General features: G+C 63.1%; 22 protein-coding genes, 1 rRNA gene and 1 other RNA gene. 12 read left to right on the top strand and 12 right to left on the bottom strand.

The window, feature by feature from the left end; translation table 11 throughout:
- Together RBR29_RS05400 and RBR29_RS05395 are read left to right on the top strand one after the other, a co-directional pair.
- Positions 1–794: ABC transporter permease (locus tag RBR29_RS05400; protein WP_320347943.1), on the top strand; the 794-nt coding region annotated here is incomplete at its 5' end.
- Positions 795–820: 26 nt separating this feature from the next.
- On the top strand, positions 821–1,909 hold the full coding sequence (locus RBR29_RS05395) for a BMP family ABC transporter substrate-binding protein (protein WP_320347942.1): 1,089 nt from the start codon (positions 821–823) through the stop codon (positions 1,907–1,909).
- Positions 1,910–1,948: 39 nt separating this feature from the next.
- Here RBR29_RS05395 and RBR29_RS05390 read toward each other — a convergent pair whose 3' ends face one another.
- Positions 1,949–2,419, bottom strand: coding sequence for a PaaI family thioesterase (locus tag RBR29_RS05390; RefSeq protein ID WP_320347941.1), 471 nt, complete (start codon positions 2,417–2,419; stop codon positions 1,949–1,951).
- A gap of 154 nt (positions 2,420–2,573) precedes the next feature.
- On the opposite strand from RBR29_RS05390, the gene RBR29_RS05385 reads away from it, so the two are divergent.
- Positions 2,574–3,071: a copper chaperone PCu(A)C gene (locus tag RBR29_RS05385; RefSeq protein WP_320347940.1), complete on the top strand. Its 498-nt coding sequence runs from the start codon at positions 2,574–2,576 to the stop codon at positions 3,069–3,071.
- 9 nt (positions 3,072–3,080) lie between these two features.
- Here RBR29_RS05385 and RBR29_RS05380 read toward each other — a convergent pair whose 3' ends face one another.
- From RBR29_RS05380 to RBR29_RS05340, 9 genes are all read right to left on the bottom strand, one after another.
- Entirely contained in the window at positions 3,081–3,905 is an 825-nt protein-coding gene (locus RBR29_RS05380) for an alpha/beta hydrolase (RefSeq protein WP_320347939.1), read from the bottom strand.
- On the bottom strand, positions 3,905–4,570 hold the full coding sequence (gene ybgF / locus RBR29_RS05375) for a tol-pal system protein YbgF (RefSeq protein ID WP_320347938.1): 666 nt from the start codon (positions 4,568–4,570) through the stop codon (positions 3,905–3,907). Before ybgF ends, RBR29_RS05380 begins: the two co-directional genes overlap by 1 nt.
- A gap of 70 nt (positions 4,571–4,640) precedes the next feature.
- The gene (gene pal, locus RBR29_RS05370; protein WP_320347937.1) at positions 4,641–5,132 is read right to left on the bottom strand and encodes a peptidoglycan-associated lipoprotein Pal; all 492 of its coding nucleotides are present in this window, start codon (positions 5,130–5,132) and stop codon (positions 4,641–4,643) included.
- Positions 5,133–5,171: 39 nt separating this feature from the next.
- Positions 5,172–6,479 carry a Tol-Pal system beta propeller repeat protein TolB gene (tolB, locus tag RBR29_RS05365; protein ID WP_320347936.1) on the bottom strand — a complete coding sequence of 436 codons (1,308 nt, stop codon included), beginning with the start codon at positions 6,477–6,479 and terminating at the stop codon, positions 5,172–5,174.
- 13 nt (positions 6,480–6,492) lie between these two features.
- Positions 6,493–7,608 (bottom strand): cell envelope integrity protein TolA, encoded by a 1,116-nt coding sequence (tolA, locus tag RBR29_RS05360; protein WP_320347935.1) that lies wholly within the window; start codon positions 7,606–7,608, stop codon positions 6,493–6,495.
- A gap of 10 nt (positions 7,609–7,618) precedes the next feature.
- Positions 7,619–8,050 carry an ExbD/TolR family protein gene (locus RBR29_RS05355; protein ID WP_320347934.1) on the bottom strand — a complete coding sequence of 144 codons (432 nt, stop codon included), beginning with the start codon at positions 8,048–8,050 and terminating at the stop codon, positions 7,619–7,621.
- 34 nt (positions 8,051–8,084) lie between these two features.
- Positions 8,085–8,759 carry a protein TolQ gene (tolQ, locus tag RBR29_RS05350; RefSeq protein WP_320347933.1) on the bottom strand — a complete coding sequence of 225 codons (675 nt, stop codon included), beginning with the start codon at positions 8,757–8,759 and terminating at the stop codon, positions 8,085–8,087.
- Entirely contained in the window at positions 8,746–9,174 is a 429-nt protein-coding gene (gene ybgC, locus RBR29_RS05345; RefSeq protein ID WP_320347932.1) for a tol-pal system-associated acyl-CoA thioesterase, read from the bottom strand. The genes tolQ and ybgC overlap by 14 nt, the downstream gene beginning before the upstream one ends.
- A 61-nt stretch (positions 9,175–9,235) precedes the next feature.
- A complete protein-coding gene (locus RBR29_RS05340; protein ID WP_320347931.1) occupies positions 9,236–10,969 on the bottom strand; it encodes a proline--tRNA ligase in 1,734 nt (577 codons plus the stop codon).
- A gap of 66 nt (positions 10,970–11,035) precedes the next feature.
- Here RBR29_RS05340 and RBR29_RS05335 point away from each other — a divergent pair, with 66 nt between their 5' ends.
- From RBR29_RS05335 to RBR29_RS05315, 5 genes are all read left to right on the top strand, one after another.
- On the top strand, positions 11,036–11,620 hold the full coding sequence (locus RBR29_RS05335; protein WP_320347930.1) for an RNA pyrophosphohydrolase: 585 nt from the start codon (positions 11,036–11,038) through the stop codon (positions 11,618–11,620).
- Positions 11,621–11,671: 51 nt separating this feature from the next.
- On the top strand, positions 11,672–12,073 hold the full coding sequence (locus RBR29_RS05330; RefSeq protein WP_320347929.1) for a hypothetical protein: 402 nt from the start codon (positions 11,672–11,674) through the stop codon (positions 12,071–12,073).
- Positions 12,074–12,105: 32 nt separating this feature from the next.
- Positions 12,106–12,408, top strand: a complete 303-nt coding sequence (locus RBR29_RS05325; protein WP_320347928.1) for a cell division protein ZapA — start codon at positions 12,106–12,108, stop codon at positions 12,406–12,408.
- A 39-nt stretch (positions 12,409–12,447) separates the two neighbouring features.
- Positions 12,448–12,627, top strand: a non-coding RNA gene (gene ssrS / locus RBR29_RS05320) — 6S RNA.
- A 54-nt stretch (positions 12,628–12,681) separates the two neighbouring features.
- Positions 12,682–13,398 carry an SIMPL domain-containing protein gene (locus RBR29_RS05315; RefSeq protein ID WP_320347927.1) on the top strand — a complete coding sequence of 239 codons (717 nt, stop codon included), beginning with the start codon at positions 12,682–12,684 and terminating at the stop codon, positions 13,396–13,398.
- Here the strand turns inward: RBR29_RS05315 and lgt are convergent.
- Positions 13,355–14,155, bottom strand: a complete 801-nt coding sequence (lgt, locus tag RBR29_RS05310) for a prolipoprotein diacylglyceryl transferase (protein WP_320347926.1) — start codon at positions 14,153–14,155, stop codon at positions 13,355–13,357. The genes RBR29_RS05315 and lgt overlap by 44 nt on opposite strands.
- Before the next feature lie 29 nt (positions 14,156–14,184).
- Here lgt and RBR29_RS05305 point away from each other — a divergent pair, with 29 nt between their 5' ends.
- Positions 14,185–14,586 (top strand): c-type cytochrome, encoded by a 402-nt coding sequence (locus RBR29_RS05305; RefSeq protein ID WP_320347925.1) that lies wholly within the window; start codon positions 14,185–14,187, stop codon positions 14,584–14,586.
- A 44-nt stretch (positions 14,587–14,630) separates the two neighbouring features.
- A complete protein-coding gene (gene msrA / locus RBR29_RS05300; RefSeq protein ID WP_320347924.1) occupies positions 14,631–15,188 on the top strand; it encodes a peptide-methionine (S)-S-oxide reductase MsrA in 558 nt (185 codons plus the stop codon).
- A gap of 13 nt (positions 15,189–15,201) precedes the next feature.
- Here the strand turns inward: msrA and hppD are convergent, their stop codons facing one another.
- Positions 15,202–16,305, bottom strand: coding sequence for a 4-hydroxyphenylpyruvate dioxygenase (gene hppD / locus RBR29_RS05295; RefSeq protein ID WP_320347923.1), 1,104 nt, complete (start codon positions 16,303–16,305; stop codon positions 15,202–15,204).
- A 138-nt stretch (positions 16,306–16,443) separates the two neighbouring features.
- Here hppD and RBR29_RS05290 point away from each other — a divergent pair, with 138 nt between their 5' ends.
- Together RBR29_RS05290 and RBR29_RS05285 are read left to right on the top strand one after the other, a co-directional pair.
- Positions 16,444–16,920: an Lrp/AsnC family transcriptional regulator gene (locus RBR29_RS05290; protein ID WP_320347944.1), complete on the top strand. Its 477-nt coding sequence runs from the start codon at positions 16,444–16,446 to the stop codon at positions 16,918–16,920.
- A 643-nt stretch (positions 16,921–17,563) separates the two neighbouring features.
- Positions 17,564–17,863 (top strand): 16S ribosomal RNA (locus RBR29_RS05285); the annotation flags it as partial.

Genomic DNA, 17,863 nt, shown 5'->3' with positions numbered 1-17,863 from the left:
TGCTGGTGGCGGCGGCCCTGGGTTTTGCCGTGACCGTGCAGACCGGGAACAGCGGCATCGGCTTTCTGGCCGGCGCCGGGGCCGGTGCCCTGTTGGCCGGCCTGTTTGCCTGGCTGGCGGTCTGGTTGGGCGCCAATCAGGTGGCCTGTGGCCTGGCGCTGTCGCTCTTTGGTGTCGGTCTGTCGGCCTCGATCGGCTTGCCTTATGTCGGCGCCACGATCCAGGCTGCGTCCTGGGCTGTGCCGGGGCTGGCGGACCTGCCCTTCGTCGGGCCAGCGCTGTTCCAGCATCATCCTCTGGTCTATGGGTCTTTGGCGCTGGCCGTGGGGCTGACCTGGTTTTTGTACCGCACGCGCGCGGGGCTGATCCTGCGTGCCGTGGGTGAATCCCCCGAATCCGCCCATGCGCTGGGCTACCCTGTGCGGCGGATCCGTCTGGCGGCCTTGCTGTTCGGTGGGGCCTGCTGCGGTTTGGCGGGTGCCTTCATGTCGCTGGTCTATACGCCGATGTGGGTCGAGAACATGGTCGCCGGCCGCGGCTGGATCGCCCTGGCACTGACGCCGTTTGCCACCTGGCGGCCGCTGCGGGTGCTGATCGGGGCGTATCTGTTCGGCGGCATCACTATCCTGACGTTCCACATGCAGGCCCTGGGGGTGCCGATTGCGTCCCAGCTGCTGTCGATGCTGCCCTATCTGGCCACCATCCTGGTGCTGGTCCTGATCTCGCGCAACGTGAACTGGATCCGCATCAACATGCCCGCGTCCCTGGGACGTGTGTTCAACCCCAATCATTGATTGTCTTTTCCACGGAGACCTGTCCCATGAACATCCGCCTGATTCGTCGAACGCTGACCGCCACCGTCGCTGCCGCAGCGTGTCTCTGGTCCGCCGGCCCTGCCGCTGCGCAGGACCCCCTGAAGATCGGTTTCGTCTATGTCAGCCCGATTGGCGAGGCGGGCTGGACCTGGCAGCAGGACCTGGGCCGCAAATTCATGGAGCAGCAACTGGGCGACAAGGTCCGAACCCAGTTCGTCGAGGACGTGCCCGAAGGTGCGGATGCCGAGCGCGTCATCCGTGACCTGGCCCAACAGGGCAACAAGCTGATCTTCACCACGTCCTTCGGCTACATGAATCCGACCCTCAAGGTCGCCAAGCAGTTTCCGGACGTCAGGTTCGTGCATTCCACCGGGTACAAGACCGCACCCAATGTCGCCACCACCAACGCCCGCTTCTATCAGGCACGCTACGTGGCCGGGATCCTGGCCGGGCACAAGACCCAGACTGGCGTGATCGGTTATGTCGGCGCCTATCCGATTCCCGAGGTCCTGCAGGGCATCAATGCCTTCACGCGCGGTTTGCGCAGTGTCAAACCCGATGCGACGGTACGTGTCATCATGGTCAACAGCTGGTTCGATCCGGGCAAGGAACGCGATGCTGCGCTGGCCCTGCTGGACCAGGGGGCGGACATTGTCACGCATCACACCGATTCGACGGCGACCGTGCAGGCGGCTGAGGAGCGCGGCAAGTGGGCCATCGCCTATCATTCCGACATGCTGAAGTTCGGGCCGCATGCCCAGTTGGGCGCGGTCACCCACCATTGGGGCGAATATTTCACCCGGGAAGCCAAGGCCATGCTGGATGGCACCTGGAAGGCCGATCAGACCTGGGGCGGCTTCAAGGAAGGCATGGTTGCGCTCGAAGGCTTCGGCCCGGTGGTGGATGACGCCCTGAAGGCCGACCTCAAGGCCAAGGAAGACGCCATTGCCGCTGGTTCCCTGAATGTGTTTGCCGCGCCGATCAAGACCAACGAAGGCAAGGTTGTATTGTCCGAGGGCGCGCTGGACGATAAGGGCCTGAATGCCATGGACTACTACGTCGAAGGCGTGGTCGGGAAACTGACGAAAAACTGATGCCTCGCGTGCCGTGCGACGGCATGCCGGCGGCACCCATCAGTTTTTCCGGGGGACCGACCAGGTGCTGATCACCTGGGCGACGGGTTCCCCGCCGCCTTCGGGCAATAGCAGCACTTCGCCGGCCGTCATGCGGCCGGTTTTCAGGATTCTGGCCTGGGCCACGATCCCGCTAGCGGGCGCGCCGCGCAAAAAATTGATCGTCAGGCTGGCCGTGACGGATTCAGCGACCCCGGTGGCGCTGACCACGGCGGCATACAGGGCCAGATCGGCCAGGCCCATCAGCATCGGTCCGGCCACGATGCCGCCCAGCCGCTGATTGGCGGGGCTGGGCGGCAGGCGCAGGGTCGCCTGTCCATACTGGATGTCCAGGATCTCGATGCCCAGCACCGAGGAAAAGGGATGCAAGCGGTGCAGCAAGTCGCGGAAATCCTCGACGGTGATCCGGGCGGCAGGGGCCGTATCGTCGGGCGCCTGAGGGGTGGCTGCGATTTCGAGTGACTTGGACATGGCGCAAATAGCGGTCGAAAAGTCCATAGTACACTGGCCCGGCCGGGTTGCATGTTCTGCCCGGCCGCTTCGGCCGGCGTTCCGGCCGGGTCCGCCCCAGGGCCGCCCAGGCGGCCTGCAGGCCATATCATTGGGTAATGAAATGAAGAAAACCTTGACGCGTACCTTAGCAATCTCGGCTGGCATGCTGCTGGCGGCTTCTGCCTGGGCGCAGGACCATGCGCCGGCAGCCGCTTCGGGCAAGGTATCCGCCACCGTGACGGCCTCCGATTGCTGGATCCGCATGATCCCGCCTCCGGCGCCTTCGGGGGGCTTCTTTGTGGCGCATAACGCGGGTTCCGAAGATGCCGTGCTGACGGGGGCGCATTCGCCTGACTATGGCATGGTCATGCTGCACGAAACCACTGAATCCGACGGCATGAGCAAGATGGCCATGGTCCACCAGGTCACCATCCCGGCGGGCAAGGACCTGGCGTTCAAACCGGGCAGCTATCACGTGATGCTGGAACAGCCGCGCGAAGGCCTGAAGATCGGTGATTCCGTGCAGCTGAACCTGACGCTGGCCAATGGTGACACGTTCTCCACGACCTGCGAAATCAAATCGCCCAAGGCCATGTCGGGTGCCGACGACCACGCGCACATGCAACACTGATCACGGGGTTCAGACCCCCGCAACAAACTCCAGGACCGTGCGATTGAAGGTCCTGGGGTTGGCCAGGTTCATGCCGTGGGCGGCCAGGGCGATGCGCGCGCGGCGGGCCTGCGGCAGCAATTGCTGCAACCGGTCCAGGCGCGTGCCGTACTTGGCGGGGCTGAGTGCCCCGCCGACCAGCAGCACCGGGCAGGGCAGGGCGGCTGCAGCCTGCGGGTCGACTGGCAGGTTGGCTTCGCGGACCTGCGACAGCAGCGTGGTGGCATTGTCCCGCACCATGTCCTTGAACCAGCCGACCATCTTGCGCCAGGTGTCGGCGCCATTGACCGTATCGATGAATTGCTCGATGGCTCCTTCGGTGTCGCCATCCTGCAGCCGCTGGACGGCGTCAGCGTAGAAAACAGGCGTTTCGGGTTCATCCGTGAAGCGGAATCCGGGGTCGGCCAGCGTCAGCGATCGGCACAGTTCCGGTGCCTGGCACGCCAGGGCCAGGGCGACCTGGGCCCCTCTTGAATGCCCCACGACATGGGCGCCATCGTATGCGTCGAGTGCGCGCAGCAGATGCGCCAGATCGCTGGCATGGCGGGTGATGGCATATCCATCTTGGGGGTGAGACCGCCTGTCGGGCCAGCAGCCGCGCAAGCTGGGCGCGATGACGAGATGCCTGTCGGCAAAGGCCGGCGTCTGCCAGCGCCAGTATCGGTAGTCGCACAGCGAACCGTGGATCAGCAGGATCGGCGCACCCGCTCCCGAGCCAGCCTGCGTGTAGTGCAGACTGCCGTCGGGCAGGGGGAGTACATGGTGCGGTGGTTCTGCGGTGCGCGAGGCCGGCATTACAGCAGCTTCAGGCGGTTCTTGGCCGTCTCGGCGGATGCGCTGCCGGGGTAGTCCTTGATGATGCGCTGCAGGCTGGCCTTGGCCCCTTTCAGGTCGTTGAGTTCGATCTGGTCAGCGGCCACGACCAGCAAGGCGTCGGGCGCCCGGGGATCGGCAGGCCGGTTTTTCACCAGCGACTGCATGGTCTGGATGGAATGCTTGAAGTCCTTGGAGGCGTATTGGCTGCTGCCCAGGTAGAACTGGGCGTCGCCCGCCAGGCTGCTGTCAGGATAGGACTGGAGAAAGGTCGAGAAAGCCGCGGCGGCTTCTTTGTAACGGCCGTTGCGGTATTGATCGGCAGCGGCTTCGTAGGCGGCTTGTTCCTGGGGATCGCCGGTCTGCGGCGTCTGCGGGGCATTGCTGTTGTTGGCTGGTGCTGCGTGTTGGCTCAGCTCTTCGATCCGTCCGCGCAGCGTGGCGATTTCCTGGTGCAGCAGATCCATCTGGTCGGCCAGTTGCAGGCGGGCCTGCAGGTTCTGGTCGTTCATCTGTTTGAGCTGCGTACGCAGTTCCAGGATGGCACGGCGCGCCTCGTCGTCGGAAAAGGCCTGGGCGGCTGGTGCCGCCAGCGTCAGGGCCAGCAGGGCGGCGGACAGGATGTGCGGGCGAAGGAATGCAGTCATGAGTCTTCCGTCTTCAATGAAAAACGCCGTAGCGGGGGCCGCTACGGCGCTGTCACCGCCTGATTGACGATCAACGCTGGTAGTTGATGTCGGCGCGGCGGTTCTCGGCGTAATCGGCTTCGGTATTGCCCAGGGCCTTGGGACGTTCCTTGCCGAAGCTGATCGCTTCGATCTGGTTGGCGTTGACACCCAGCAGCGTCATCATGCGCGCCACGGCATCCGAACGGCGCTGGCCCAGAGCCAGATTATATTCGGTGCTGCCGCGCGCATCGGTGTTGCCTTCCACGCGGACTTTCTGGCCCTGGTGGCTGGTCAGGTAGCTGGCATGCATTTCGACGACGCTGCGGTACTGTTCGGGCACCGTATAGCTGTCGAAATCGAAGTAGACCGAGCGTTGTTGCGCGAGCGGGCTTTGCGGATTGAAGGGATCCATGATTTGCCCAGTGGACGCCGAATCGGAGCCGGTGCCCGAGCCGTTCTGGTCCAGCGGCACGGAGCTGCAGGCGGCCAGCGAGGCGGCGATGGCGGCGATGGTCAGGGTCCTGGTGATGCGCGAGCTCATTGAATGTCCTTTAGAAGAAAGAAGAGTCACACGAAAAAATCAGTCTGTGAAAGGTCCCCAGGCGGGCTCACGGACCTTGCCGTTGAGCACCGACAGCGTTTGGCGCACGCGTCCGTCGATCGAGGTCACCGCCAGCACGCTGCGGCCGTTCTGGATGGCGCTGTAGAGCACCTGCATTCCATTGGGCGCGTAGCTGGGGGATTGGTCGTCCGGGCCGTCCGTCAGAATCTGTTCGGAGCCCGAATTCAAGGCGAGGCTTGCAATCCTGAAGGCACCGTTTCTACGAGTAACGTACACCAGTTGCTGTCCATCTGGCGAGATCCTGGGTGAGATATTGTAACTGCCCGAAAAGGTCAATCGCTGAGCATCCCCACCGCCCGCCGGGACTTTGTAGATTTGCGGGCTGCCGCCGCGGTCGCTGGTGAAGACCAGGGACTGGCCGTCGGGGGTGAAGCGGGGTTCGGTGTCGATCAGCGGGGAACGCATGACCCGGCGCAGGTCGGATCCGTCCGTGTTGATGGTATAGATCTGGGAAATGCCGTCTCTTGACAGCACGATGGCCATGCGATGGCCGTCTGGCGACCAGGCCGGCGCGCTGTTATTGCCCTTGTAGTTGGCGACTGGCTGGCGCTGTCCGGTTGCGAGCGTCTGCACGTAGATCACCGATTTACCCGATTCGAAGCTGACATAGGCCAGCCGTGAGCCATCCGGCGACCAGGCGGGCGAGATGATCGATTGTTTCGAGCGCAACATAACCTGTGGGTTCTGGCCGTCGGCGTCAGCAATTTGTAACTCATAGCCGTTGCTGGTCTGCAACACATAGGCGATCCGGGTGGAGAACACGCCACGTACGCCCGTGATTTTTTCGTAGATCCGGTCGGCGATCCGATGGGAGATCCGGCGCAATTCGGCTTCGGTGCCGCTGTAGGTTGCCTGGTCCAGTTCGGCCTTGCGGACATTGTCAACCAGCCGGTAGCTGATCGTGTACTGGCTGCCATTTTGCGCCACCGTGCCGTAGGCCAGGTAGTCAGCGCCGCGCGCTTGCCAGGTGCCATAGTCGATTTTGCTCTGGACGTCCAGGCCGGCGCCCGAGGCGCTGATGAGGCGGAACTGGCCGGAGCGGGTCAGGTCGGCGCGGATCACCTCGGGAACCGAGGTGGCGCTGATGGCGCCAGCGAAGTCGGCGATGGCAATCGGATACTGGGTCGCGCCGACGCCGGAAATGTCGACGCGCAATTGCGCATGGGCCGCCGTGGCGCCTGCGGCGGCCAGCGCGAGGCCCAGGCCGGCCGAGGCAGCGCGCCGCCAGAGGCGGCCGATGAAGCCGGAGGCTGTGAATACGGTCATGGGGACGATCTCCTTAGTCGTACATGCGGTAGTCCACGTCAATATACGACGGATACTTGCCGCCAGGCGGTTTCGGGAAGGGCGAGCAGGCCAGGATCCCCTTCTGGACGGCATCATCGAAACGGGGATTGCCTGAGGACCGGGTCAGGTCGACGCCCTGGACTTGCCCGTTGGGGGCCAGTCGGGTACGGAAACTTGCTGTGGGGTTGGCCGAGCCGTTGCGTGGGGGCACGTTGTAGACCACGCCAGGCTGGACGCAGGCCCGCACCTTGGCTGCGTAGCCATCGTTGCCGCCACCGCCGCGCTGGTTACGGTCGGCATTGCCGTTGGGGATGCCGGCGGCTTCCAGGGCATCGCCGCGCATGGCGGCCCTCAGGGCCTGGCGCTTGGCCTCGGCTGCGGCCTTTTCCTTGGCTGCTTTTTCTCGGGCGGCTTTCTCGGCGGCTTCCTTGGCGGCCTTTTCCTGTTCGGCTTTTTTCTTTGCGGCCTGTTCGGCGGCTTCTTTTTCGGCCTTTTCCTTGGCGGCCTTTTCAGCGGCAGCCTTTTCCTGTTCGGCTTTTTCTCGGGCAGCCTTTTCAGCGGCCGCTTTTTCGGCTGCGGCCTTTGCCGCCTTTTCCTTTGCCGCTTTTTCCTTGGCAGCCTGTTCGGCGGCTTCTTTTTCTGCTTTCTCGCGGGCTTCCTGTTCGGCCAGGCGGCGTTCCATGTCTTCGCGTGCCTGACGTTCCTTGGCCAGGGCGATTTCGGCATCGGCCTTGGCCTGGGCGGCTGCGGCTGCCTTGGCACGGGCTTCGGCCAGCTGTGCCTGGCGTGCGGCTTCGGCCTGTTCTGCGGCCAGGCGGGCTGCCTGGTCGTCGGGTTCGGGCGTCGGTTCGGGTTCCGGTGCGGGCTCGGGCTGCTGTTCTTCGGGCTGTTCCTGAGGCGCGGCGGCTTCGGCCACCGTGCCTTGCGCCCAGAGTTCGACCTGGACTGGTCCGGGGTTGTCGGGTGCTGTGGAGAAGCCCACCACCATCAGCAGGATCAGCAGCCCATGGGCAACCACGGAGATGAGCAGGCCGCGCCGGTCGTCGCGTGCGCCGGGGCGGGCCTCGGCGTCGGCATCGGTGTTGAAGAAACGGTCGAACAGGTTCATGGGGTGGGCGTCAGCGCGCGGCTGGGGCGTTCTGGTTGACCAGCAACCCGAGTTTGCCGATCCCGCCGTTGCGCAGCTGGTCCATGACTTGCATCACGGATTCATAGGGGACTTTGCCGTCGGCGGAAATCACCACCGGGGTATCCGCTGTGGCGACGGTGCGGATTTCGGCCAGCAGATTGGCCTTGTCGATGGGCCGGAACGAGGCGCCGCCCTCGCGGACCCGCAGGGCGAGCGCGCCTTGGGCATCGATCTGGACCTCGATGGGCTGGACGGGGACGTCAGAGGCCGTGCCGACCGAGGGCAGTTCGATCTGGCCCGGAGTGATCATGGGTGCGGTGACCATGAAGATCACCAGCAGAACCAGCATGACGTCGATGTAGGGCACGACGTTGATGTCGTTTTTCATGCGGCGTGAGCGACGGCTGCTGAGCGAAGTCATTTCTCCGCGACTCCTTGGTTCGTGTGGGCAGGCGCTAGTGCGCCTGGCGCTGAAGGATATTCAGGAATTCTTCGACGAAGCTCTCGAAGCGGATCGAGAGCCGGTCGATTTGATTGGTGTAGCGGTTGTATGCCAGCACGGCAGGGATGGCGGCAAACAGACCGATGGCGGTTGCGATCAGGGCTTCGGCGATCCCTGGGGCGACGGCAGCCAGGGTCGCCTGCTGCATCGTGGACAGCCCCATGAAGGCGTGCATGATGCCCCAGACGGTGCCCAGCAGCCCGATGTAGGGGCTGACCGAGCCGGTGGATGCCAGGAAGTTGAGGTGCGATTCCAGGCTGTCCATTTCCCGCTGGAAGGCTGCTTTCATGGCGCGCCGGGGGGCGTCCAGCAGCGCGTCGCCCCGGCTGGACGAGCGGCGTGCCTTGACGAATTCGGTCATGCCCGCGTCAAAGATGCGCGCCAGCGCGCCGTGTTCGTTGCGGCGGCTGGCGATGGCCTGTTGCAGGACGGTCAGGTCGCCGCCGGCCCAGAAATCGTCTTCGAAGCGGCGGGTCTGCTCGTCGGCGCGCCGCAGGGCAGCCCGTTTGCTGAAGATATAGGCCCAGGACAGGATCGAGGCGCCGAGCAGGATCAGCATCACGATCTGCACGGGCAGGCTGGCGTTGCCAATGAGGGACAGCAGCGACAAATCGCTAGAGGCTTGCATGGTTTTTCAGTAGTTCCCGGATGGAAGGGGAGAAACGGATGGGTTTGAAACTGAGGGCATGGACCGTGCAGACCTGGATGTCTGCGCTGGCGAGCAGGGTGTCGCCGCGCAGGGCCTGCTGGCCGAAGCGGATCGTCGAAGCCCCCAGTCCGGTCAAGGCCGTTCGGACGAGAATGCAGTCGTCCAGGCGGGCTGGTTGCCGGTAGGCAATGTCCGCATGCTTGACCACAAACATCATCTGTTCCTGAGTTGCGAGAGTGTGTTGATCCATTCCGAGCGCGCGCAGCCATTCCGTGCGACCACGTTCGAAAAATTTGAGATAGTTCGCGTAGTACACGACGCCACCCGTGTCGGTGTCTTCGTAATATACGCGAATGGACAGTTCGCCGGGGGGATTGGTTCGATCCTGATGCATTTTTTGGTGAGGCCTTGTGACACCGGCGCCAGGCACCGGGGCGACAGGCGGGGTGCCGAGGCTACAGGGATTGCAGATGTTCCAGGATGTGTGCCAGCGCGTCAGCCTGGGGGATGCGTTGTGACTGCGTGTCGCGCCGCGCCTGGATTTCGACGATGCCGTCCTTCAGGCCGCGTTCGCCCAGCGTCACGCGCAGCGGCACGCCGATCAGTTCCCAGTCGGCGAACATGATGCCCGGCCGGGCATCCCGGTCGTCCAGGATCACGTCCACCCCCTGGGCCTGCAGGGCCTGGTACAGGGATTCGGCGGCTTCGCGCACGGCCTCGCTCTTGCCGATGCCGATCGGGCACAGCACGACTTCAAAGGGGGCGATGGCACGTGGCCAGATCATGCCGCGCTCGTCGTGGTTCTGTTCGATGGCAGCGGCCGAGATCCGGCTGATGCCGATTCCGTAGCAGCCCATTTGCAGCACGGTCGGCTTGCCGTCCGTTTCCAGAAAGGTCGCGTTCAAGGCGCGCGAATATTTGTCCCCCAGAAAGAATACGTGACCGACTTCGATGCCGCGCTGGATCGCCAGGGTACCGCCGCGCGGGTCGGGGTCGCCCGCCACGACGTTGCGCAGGTCGGCCACCAGGGCAGGCTCGGGCAGGTCGCGCCCCCAGTTCACGCCGCTCAGGTGGTAGCCGGCCTCGTTGGCGCCGCAGACGAAATCGCCCATGTGGGCAACGGTGTGGTCGGCGATCACGGTGACGGCCTGCGGGTCCAGTCCGACGGGCCCCAGATAGCCTGGGGCGCAATGGAATACGGCTTCGATTTCGGCCTCGGTCGCCAGCCGGTGGCCGTGCTCGAAACCGGGCAGTTTGCCGACCTTGACCTCGTTGGTTTCGTGGTCGCCCCGGATCAGCAACAGCCACAGACGGGCAGGGCCTTTTGGGGGATCGGTGGCCAGGACGACGGACTTGACCGTGCGCGACAGCGGCAGGCCCAGTTGTTCGGCCACCAGTTCGCATTTGGGCGCGTCGGGCGTGGCGCGCTTTTCCATGGTTTCGCGCGCGGGTTCGCGCTCGGGCAGCAGGCAGGGGGCCTCGGCCAGTTCGATATTGGCGGCGTAGTCCGAATCCGGGTTGTAGACGAGCAGATCCTCGCCGGTGTCGGCGATGACCTGGAATTCGTGGCTGCGCGTGCCGCCGATCGAGCCGGTATCGGCGGCCACCGCGCGAAATTGCAGCCCCAGGCGCGTGAAGATGCGTTGGTAGGCGGCATACATGGTGTCGTAGCTGGCCTGGGCGGCGGCCTCGTTGCGGTCGAAGGAATAGGCGTCCTTCATGGTGAATTCACGCCCACGCATCAGGCCGAAGCGCGGTCGGCGTTCGTCGCGGAACTTCGTCTGGATATGATAGAAATTCACCGGCAGCTGGCGCCAGCTGTGGATCTCGTTGCGGGCAATGTCCGTGATGACTTCCTCGGATGTCGGCTGCAGCACAAAGTCGCGCTGATGGCGGTCCTTGATGCGCAGGAGTTCGGCGCCATACTGTTCCCAGCGGCCCGATTCCTGCCAGAGTTCGGCGGGCTGCACGACCGGCATCAGCAATTCGATGGCGCCGGCGCGATTCATTTCTTCGCGCACGATGGCTTCGATCTTGCGCAGGACCTTCAGGCCCATCGGCATGTAGGTGTAGACGCCTCCGGCGATCTTGCGGATCATGCCCGCCCGCGTCATTAACTGGTGGCTGACGACTTCCGCTTCGGCGGGGGCCTCCTTCAGGGTATTCAGGTGATACTGGCTGGCGCGCATGGTAGGGATTCCGGTTGGTACGTATAATCGACGGTAATTGTATTGAATTCACAATCGAGGTGGCCCATGTTGGATCGCGAAGGCTACCGCCCGAATGTCGGCATCATTCTCGTGAACCAGAAAAACGAGGTGTTCTGGGGCAAGCGCATCAAGGAACATGCATGGCAGTTCCCCCAGGGGGGCATCAAGCACGGCGAAACCCCCGTGCAGGCGATGTACCGCGAACTCCACGAGGAAACCGGCCTGCGGGCCGAACATGTCCGCATTCTGGGACGGACCCGGGACTGGCTGCGCTATACCGTGCCGGATCATTACGTGCGCCGTGAATTGCGCGGCCATTACAAGGGCCAGAAACAGATCTGGTTCCTGTTGCGCATGGTGGGCCGCGACAGCGATGTCAGCTTGCGTGCGACCGACACGCCGGAATTCGATGCCTGGCGCTGGAACGCCTATTGGGTGCCACTGGAAGCCGTCATCGAATTCAAGCGCGAAGTCTATTCCCTGGCGCTCAATGAACTGTCCGGGCTGCTGTTCCGGCGTGGTCGGGAAAACCGTTATCTGCGTCATCGCGGCGGGGGGCGGCACGGCGATTCCGCCGCGCGGACGGCGGATGCGCCGGTTCCCCAAAGCTCACGGCCTGAACAAGTATGATTCAATTGCTTTCGTGGCGCATCGCGCCGGCACCCCAGAAGGTTTGACCGCATGCTCCAAGACCTTGACGCATTGTCCCTGCGCATCCGCCAGGCCGTCCAGCTCGCCCGGGACCTGCAATCCGAACGCGCTGCGTTGCGGACCCGGATCCAGCAACTCGAACAGGAATGCCAGTCCCTGAAGGACCAGCAATTGCGTGACAGCCAGGAAGCCGCCCGGCTGGCCGAAAGGCTCGCATGTCATGACCAGGAACTCCAGGCCGCGCGAGCAGAATCCGGGCAGCGCCAGGCGGCGCTGGAATCCGACCTGCGCGACCACCAGATCCGTTCCGATTCCCTGCAACGCCGCCTGGTCCAGACCGAATCCGAACGCGACCGCCTGCGCGAGGCCGCCACCGGCGCTCAGCAGCAGATCGAACTCATCCTCGAACGTCTGCCCGGCGCGCAAGCCTAGGCGCGTTCATACCTACCAAGGAGTCGCGCAGCATGGAACGCGTCGATGTCGTCATCCTTGGCCGCGATTATTCGCTGGCCTGCCCCCCCGAAGCAAAAGATGCCCTGCTGTCCGCCGTGCGGCTGGTTGACCAGCGCATGCTGGCGGTCAAGGGTGCCGGCAAGATTGCCAGCAACGAACGCATTGCCGTGATGGCGGCCATCCAGATCGCCAACGAACTGCTCAGTATGCGCGCGCCCGATGGACCGCTGGGGAATATTGCCTTGGGCGATTTCAAGGGTAAAATCGAATCCATGAACGACATGCTCGACGAAGTCCTGGGCACTGCCGTTTGACCGTTTGTTCTCCGGATGCGCCAGGCTATCCGGCCGTTCAAGTCCCTACCGTGTTCGTGACCTGGCCACACATTCCTTGAACCAATGCTATAGGCATAGGTTGCTGGATTGACAGACAGGAGCGCTGCCTTCACTGGACAGCCCGAAATCTGACTGATGGCGACCACCGTGAACCCTCGGTTCCGGGATGCCGGCCTAGACGGCACAGGTGGGGCATTACCAGAAAGCTCGTCGTTGAATTACGACGGGCTTTCGTCTTTATCGGAGCGAGAAATGTATCGAGGCGTGCGCAATCGCAAACAATTTCTGGCAGGCCTGTCGCTGGCTCTGGCGGTCACGGTGCTGCCCGTAGCGGCGTATGCGGCTGAACCCGACGAACCTCGTGCCTCGCTGTCGGCCGAGGCCTCGTCCGAGGTCGGACAGGACACCGTGGAAATCACCCTGGCGGCGGAATTGTCCGGGGCGTCGCAGACCGAAGTCGCCGAGGCCTTGAACCAGCGCCTGGATTCGGTCATGAAACAGGCCAAGGGGCACCAAGGAATCGAAGCCCGCAGCGGATCCTACCGGATCTGGCCGACGACCGATCGTGATGGCAAGATCGCCGAATGGCGCGGCCAGGCCGAAATCCTGCTGGAATCGCAAGATTTTCCTGCGGTCTCGAAACTGGCGGCCAGTCTGGGCGACCGCATGCCGATTGCCGGCATGGCGTTCTCGGTTTCGCGGGAACGACGCACTGCCGAAGAACAGAAATTGCTGGGCCAGGCGGTCGAGGCATTCAAGGCGCGTGCCCAGGCGTTGACCCAGGCCCTGGGCTTTGCCAGCTATCGTTTTCACACCATCGATCTGGGCGGACAGGATGCCATGCCGCCCGCGCCCATGCCTCGGATGATGAGTGCCATGGTGGCCGACAAGGCCGCCGCGCCCGTCGAAGGTGGCCGTGAGCGCGTCAGCGTGTCGGTGCAGGGGACGATCGTCTTGCAGCCCAAATGAACAGGGCCAGGCCGATCAGGATCATGGGCAGCGACAGCAATTGGCCCATCGACAGGCCCCCGGCCAGCAGTCCCAGGAAATCGTCCGGTTCACGAGTGAATTCCACCAGGAACCGGAACAGCCCATAGCCCATCAGGAACACGGCGCCGACCTGGCCTGTTGGGCGGGGCCTGCGGGCAAACCACCACACTAGGATGAACAGGGCGAAACCTTCCAGCCCCATTTCGTACAGTTGCGAGGGATGGCGTGGCACGCCGTCCTGTGCCCCCGGAAAGATCATGCCCCAGGGCAGGTCGGTGGGGCGGCCCCACAGTTCGCCATTGATGAAATTGCCCAGTCGCCCGGCGGCCAGTCCCAGGGGGATCAAGGGGGTGATGAAATCCCCGATTGCCAGCAGCGGCTGGCCGCGCCTGCGGGCGAAGAACAGCATGGCCAGGGTGACGCCGATCAGACCGCCGTGAAAGGACATGCCGCCTTGCCAGACCTCGAAGATCGACAGGGGGTGCGCCAGATAATCGTCGAATTTGTAGAACAGCACGTAACCCAGGCGCCCGCCCAGCACCACGCCCAGCACCCCGTAGAAGATGATGTCTTCCAGGTCGCGCAGCGTCAGTCCGGCGGGCGCGAGGTTGTGCTGGATGCGCCAGCGCCCCAGCAACCAGGCCAGGCCGAAGCCGGCCAGGTACATGAGACCGTACCAGTGGATCGCCAGGGGACCGACCTGCAGGGCGATGGGGTCAATGTAGGGAAAGGGCATGGATTGCGGCCAGTGGAAAAGACACAATCATGGATAATACCGTGATCGGACATGAGCAGAGGACGGGCCAGGCAATGGGGCGTGGCAAGGCGATCAGGATCGTGTTGGCAGGAACGCTGACGCTGTGCGCGGCGCAGGCCCAGGCGGGCAGCGGCATGACGATCGATGGGCTGGCGCTGGCTGGCCAGCGTCAATGCCTGGGCTGCCATCAGGTCGATGCCCGCCGAGTCGGACCGCCGTTTCGCGCCATCGCGGAACGCTTCCAGGGCCGCCCCGAGGCCACCGAACACCTGGCCCGCGTCATGCGCGAAGGCAGCCGTGGCCAATGGGGGGCGATCCCCATGCCGGCCCAGATCCGTCTGCCCGACGCCGATGCGCGGCGTCTGGCAAAATGGATCCTGTCATTGCAGGATCCGTCCCCGGCGCATTGATCGCTGCGTCCGGCCCAGTGCGCAAACCAGGTAAGGAAAACAGCATGGAAAACTCCGCAAACCCTGTGCCCGAGACCGCGATTTTGGGCGGCGGCTGCTTTTGGTGCATGGAACCGGTGTTCAGGGCCCTGGACGGCGTGCTGGGTGTGCGCCCTGGCTATTGCGGCGGCCATGTCGATCACCCTACCTACGAACAGGTCTGTCGCCAGGACACGGGCCACGTCGAGGTCGTGCAGGTCGTGTTCGATCCCCAGCGGGTTGGCTATCGTACGCTGCTGGAGGTCTTCTTCGGCACGCACGACCCGACCACGCTCGATCGCCAGGGCAATGACACGGGGCCGCAGTATGCTTCGGTCATTTTTTACCAGGGCGAGGCACAACGGGATCTGGCCCAGGCTGTCCGCGCCCAGGCGCAGGCCGTCTTCGATGACCCGATCGTGACCCGGATCGAGGCGGCGGGCCCGTTCTGGCCAGCCGAAGACCTGCATCGCGAATACTATCGGCGCAATCCGGGGCAGGGTTATTGCCAGCTCGTCATTGCGCCCAAGCTGGCGAAATTCCGCCAGCGCTACGCGCATCTGCTGCGCACCGGCCTGCAGTGACTGGCCGCGTGCGTCAGGATCGCAGCACGCCCCGGCGGATCTGGTCCAGTTCGATGGATTCGAACAGTGCCTTGAAATTGCCTTCCCCGAAGCCGTCGTTGCCCTTGCGCTGGATGATCTCGAAGAAAATCGGCCCGATCTGATTCGCGGTGAATATCTGCAGCAGCAGACCGCCGCCCGGTGCGCCGTCCAGCAGGATGCGGTTGCGGCGCAGGCGTGCCACATCTTCGCCGTGGCCCGGCAGCCGCCGGTCCAGCAGTTCGTAGTAGGTGTCGGGAGTGCTCAGGAATTTCACACGGCCGCTCAGCTGCTCCACGGTGCGGTAGATGTCGTTTGTGGACAGGGCGATGTGCTGAATGCCTTCGCCCCGGTACTGGTCCAGGTATTCCTGGATCTGACCGGGGGTGTCGCCGCCTTCCTCATTGATGGGAATGCGGATCAGCCCACAGGGCGAGGTCATGGCCTTGGACTTCACCCCGGTCAATTGGCCCTCGATGTCGAAATAGCGGATTTCCCTGAAATTGAAGATGCGCGCGTAGAATTCGGCCCATTCGGCCATCCGGCCACGGTGCACATTGTGGGTCAGGTGGTCGATGTCGAGCAGGCCGGCGCCTGCGTGGTGCAGATCATCATCGGCGGTGGCGTGGTCCAGGGGCTCGAAGTCCACATCGTAGATGCCGATGTCGCCGATGCCGCCGTGGCCGTTCTTGCCGCGCCAGCGGTCCACCAGGTAGATCAGCGAATCGCCGATGCCTTTGATGGCAGGGATGTTCAGTTCCATGGGGCCGCTGTGTGAATCGAAACCCCAGGCGCCACGTTCCAGGGCCAGTTGATAGGCGCGGGCCGCATCGCGCACGCGCAGGCCGATGGCGCAGATCGACGGGCCGTGCTGGCGTGCGAAGCGCTGCGCGAAGGAACCGGGTTCGGCATTGACCAGGAAGTTGATCGCGCCCTGGCGGTACAGCGTGACGGCTTTCTTGCGATGCCGGGCGATGGCCCGGAATCCCAGGGTCTCGAATACGCGGCCTAGCGCGGCGGGATCTTCCGCCGTGTATTCCACGAATTCAAATCCCGCCGTGCCCAGGGGATTGTCCCAGGAGGTGAAGGATGTGCTCATGTATGTCTCCGTGCTTTGTTCTTGGAATGCCTGTTGGAATTTTAGGGAAAATATCGGGGGGAAAAATTGCAAACATGCGGTACGATTCCCTACCGAGAAGCAATCATTCATCTAATAATCCCTGGTTGAGACAATATGATGCCTGATGACGAACTGGACAGAACAGATCGCCTGATCCTGATGCATTTGCAGCGTGACGGCCGGATCAGCAACCAGGACCTGGCTCAACGGGTAGCTCTGTCGCCCAGTCCCTGCCTGAGACGGGTCAAGCGCCTGGAAGAGCAGGGCTACATCCGCCGCTACGTTGCGCTGGCCGATCCGGAAAAGCTCGGCCTGGGCCTGTTGGCATACATATTCGTGCGGCTGGACAAATCGCACCGCACCGAGCACGGCGCCATGTCGGCATTCGCCAGCGATGTCCAGAACTGGCCGGAAGTCGTCCAGTGCTATGCCATGTCAGGTGATATGGATTACCTGCTGCGGGTCCAGGTCCGGGATCTGGCGGCCTTTTCCCGTTTCGCCATGGATACGCTGATGCGACATCCGGCCGTGGTCGATATTCGCAGCAGCTTTGCCCTGCAATCCATCAAGGAAACGACCGAGCTGCCCACGTGAGGTCCGATTTTTGACAGTTTGATGACGTCATTTGCGCGGACTGAAAACGGCGTGCTATAGTCTCGTTTCTTTGCCGCCAGGCGCCCGGGTTAACCCTAGGTCTTACGGTTTTACTGCAGGATCTGGAGCCCAATCCGGGGCAGGCCAAAGCGAGTGGATCTGCAGGCTTCTGGCCCGATCTGCTGGCTGGGTTGGCAGCGAGGATCGGCGGCAACGCCGGGCAGTTGGTAGCTTGACATTGAAATACGGACGTGTTTTAATTTTGGGCTCGACAGCGGGGCATGAAGGCCTGGTTGTTCAAGCGGTTGCGATGGGGTTCGGGCACGGTCCGGGCTGATCGAAAAAACCAGTCGCTTGACACGACATAAAAAGTTCTTCATAATCTCGTTTCTCTGCTTTACGCAGATTTGTTCTTTAAAAACTTAACAGCCGATAAGTGTGGGCGCTTGATGACAGGTTGCGCTGACCGGTGCGATGGATTCTCACGGATCTGTTGCGGGCCGGAGAAGCAAACCGAAGTACCAAGTGCTCATGCTACAGAAATGAAGAAGTAAGGTTTCAAGAAACCAGACTTCGTCTTTCTTTGAGCATAGCGACGTATGACCCGACCTTTGATGGTTGAGGAAATACGATGACAGGAATTGAACTGAAGAGTTTGATCCTGGCTCAGATTGAACGCTAGCGGGATGCTTTACACATGCAAGTCGAACGGCAGCGCGAGAAAGCTTGCTTTCTTGGCGGCGAGTGGCGAACGGGTGAGTAATGTATCGGAACGTGCCCAGTAGCGGGGGATAACTGGCCGAAAGGTCAGCTAATACCGCATACGCCCTACGGGGGAAAGGGGGGGATCGCAAGACCTCTCACTATTGGAGCGGCCGATATCGGATTAGCTAGTTGGTGGGGTAAAGGCCTACCAAGGCAACGATCCGTAGCTGGTTTGAGA

It is taken from the genome of Castellaniella sp. (genome assembly GCF_034007085.1).
Lineage (GTDB): Bacteria > Pseudomonadota > Gammaproteobacteria > Burkholderiales > Burkholderiaceae_B > Castellaniella.
Note: the sequence above shows the minus strand (reverse complement) of the source record. Positions and strands in the feature narration are given on the sequence as shown.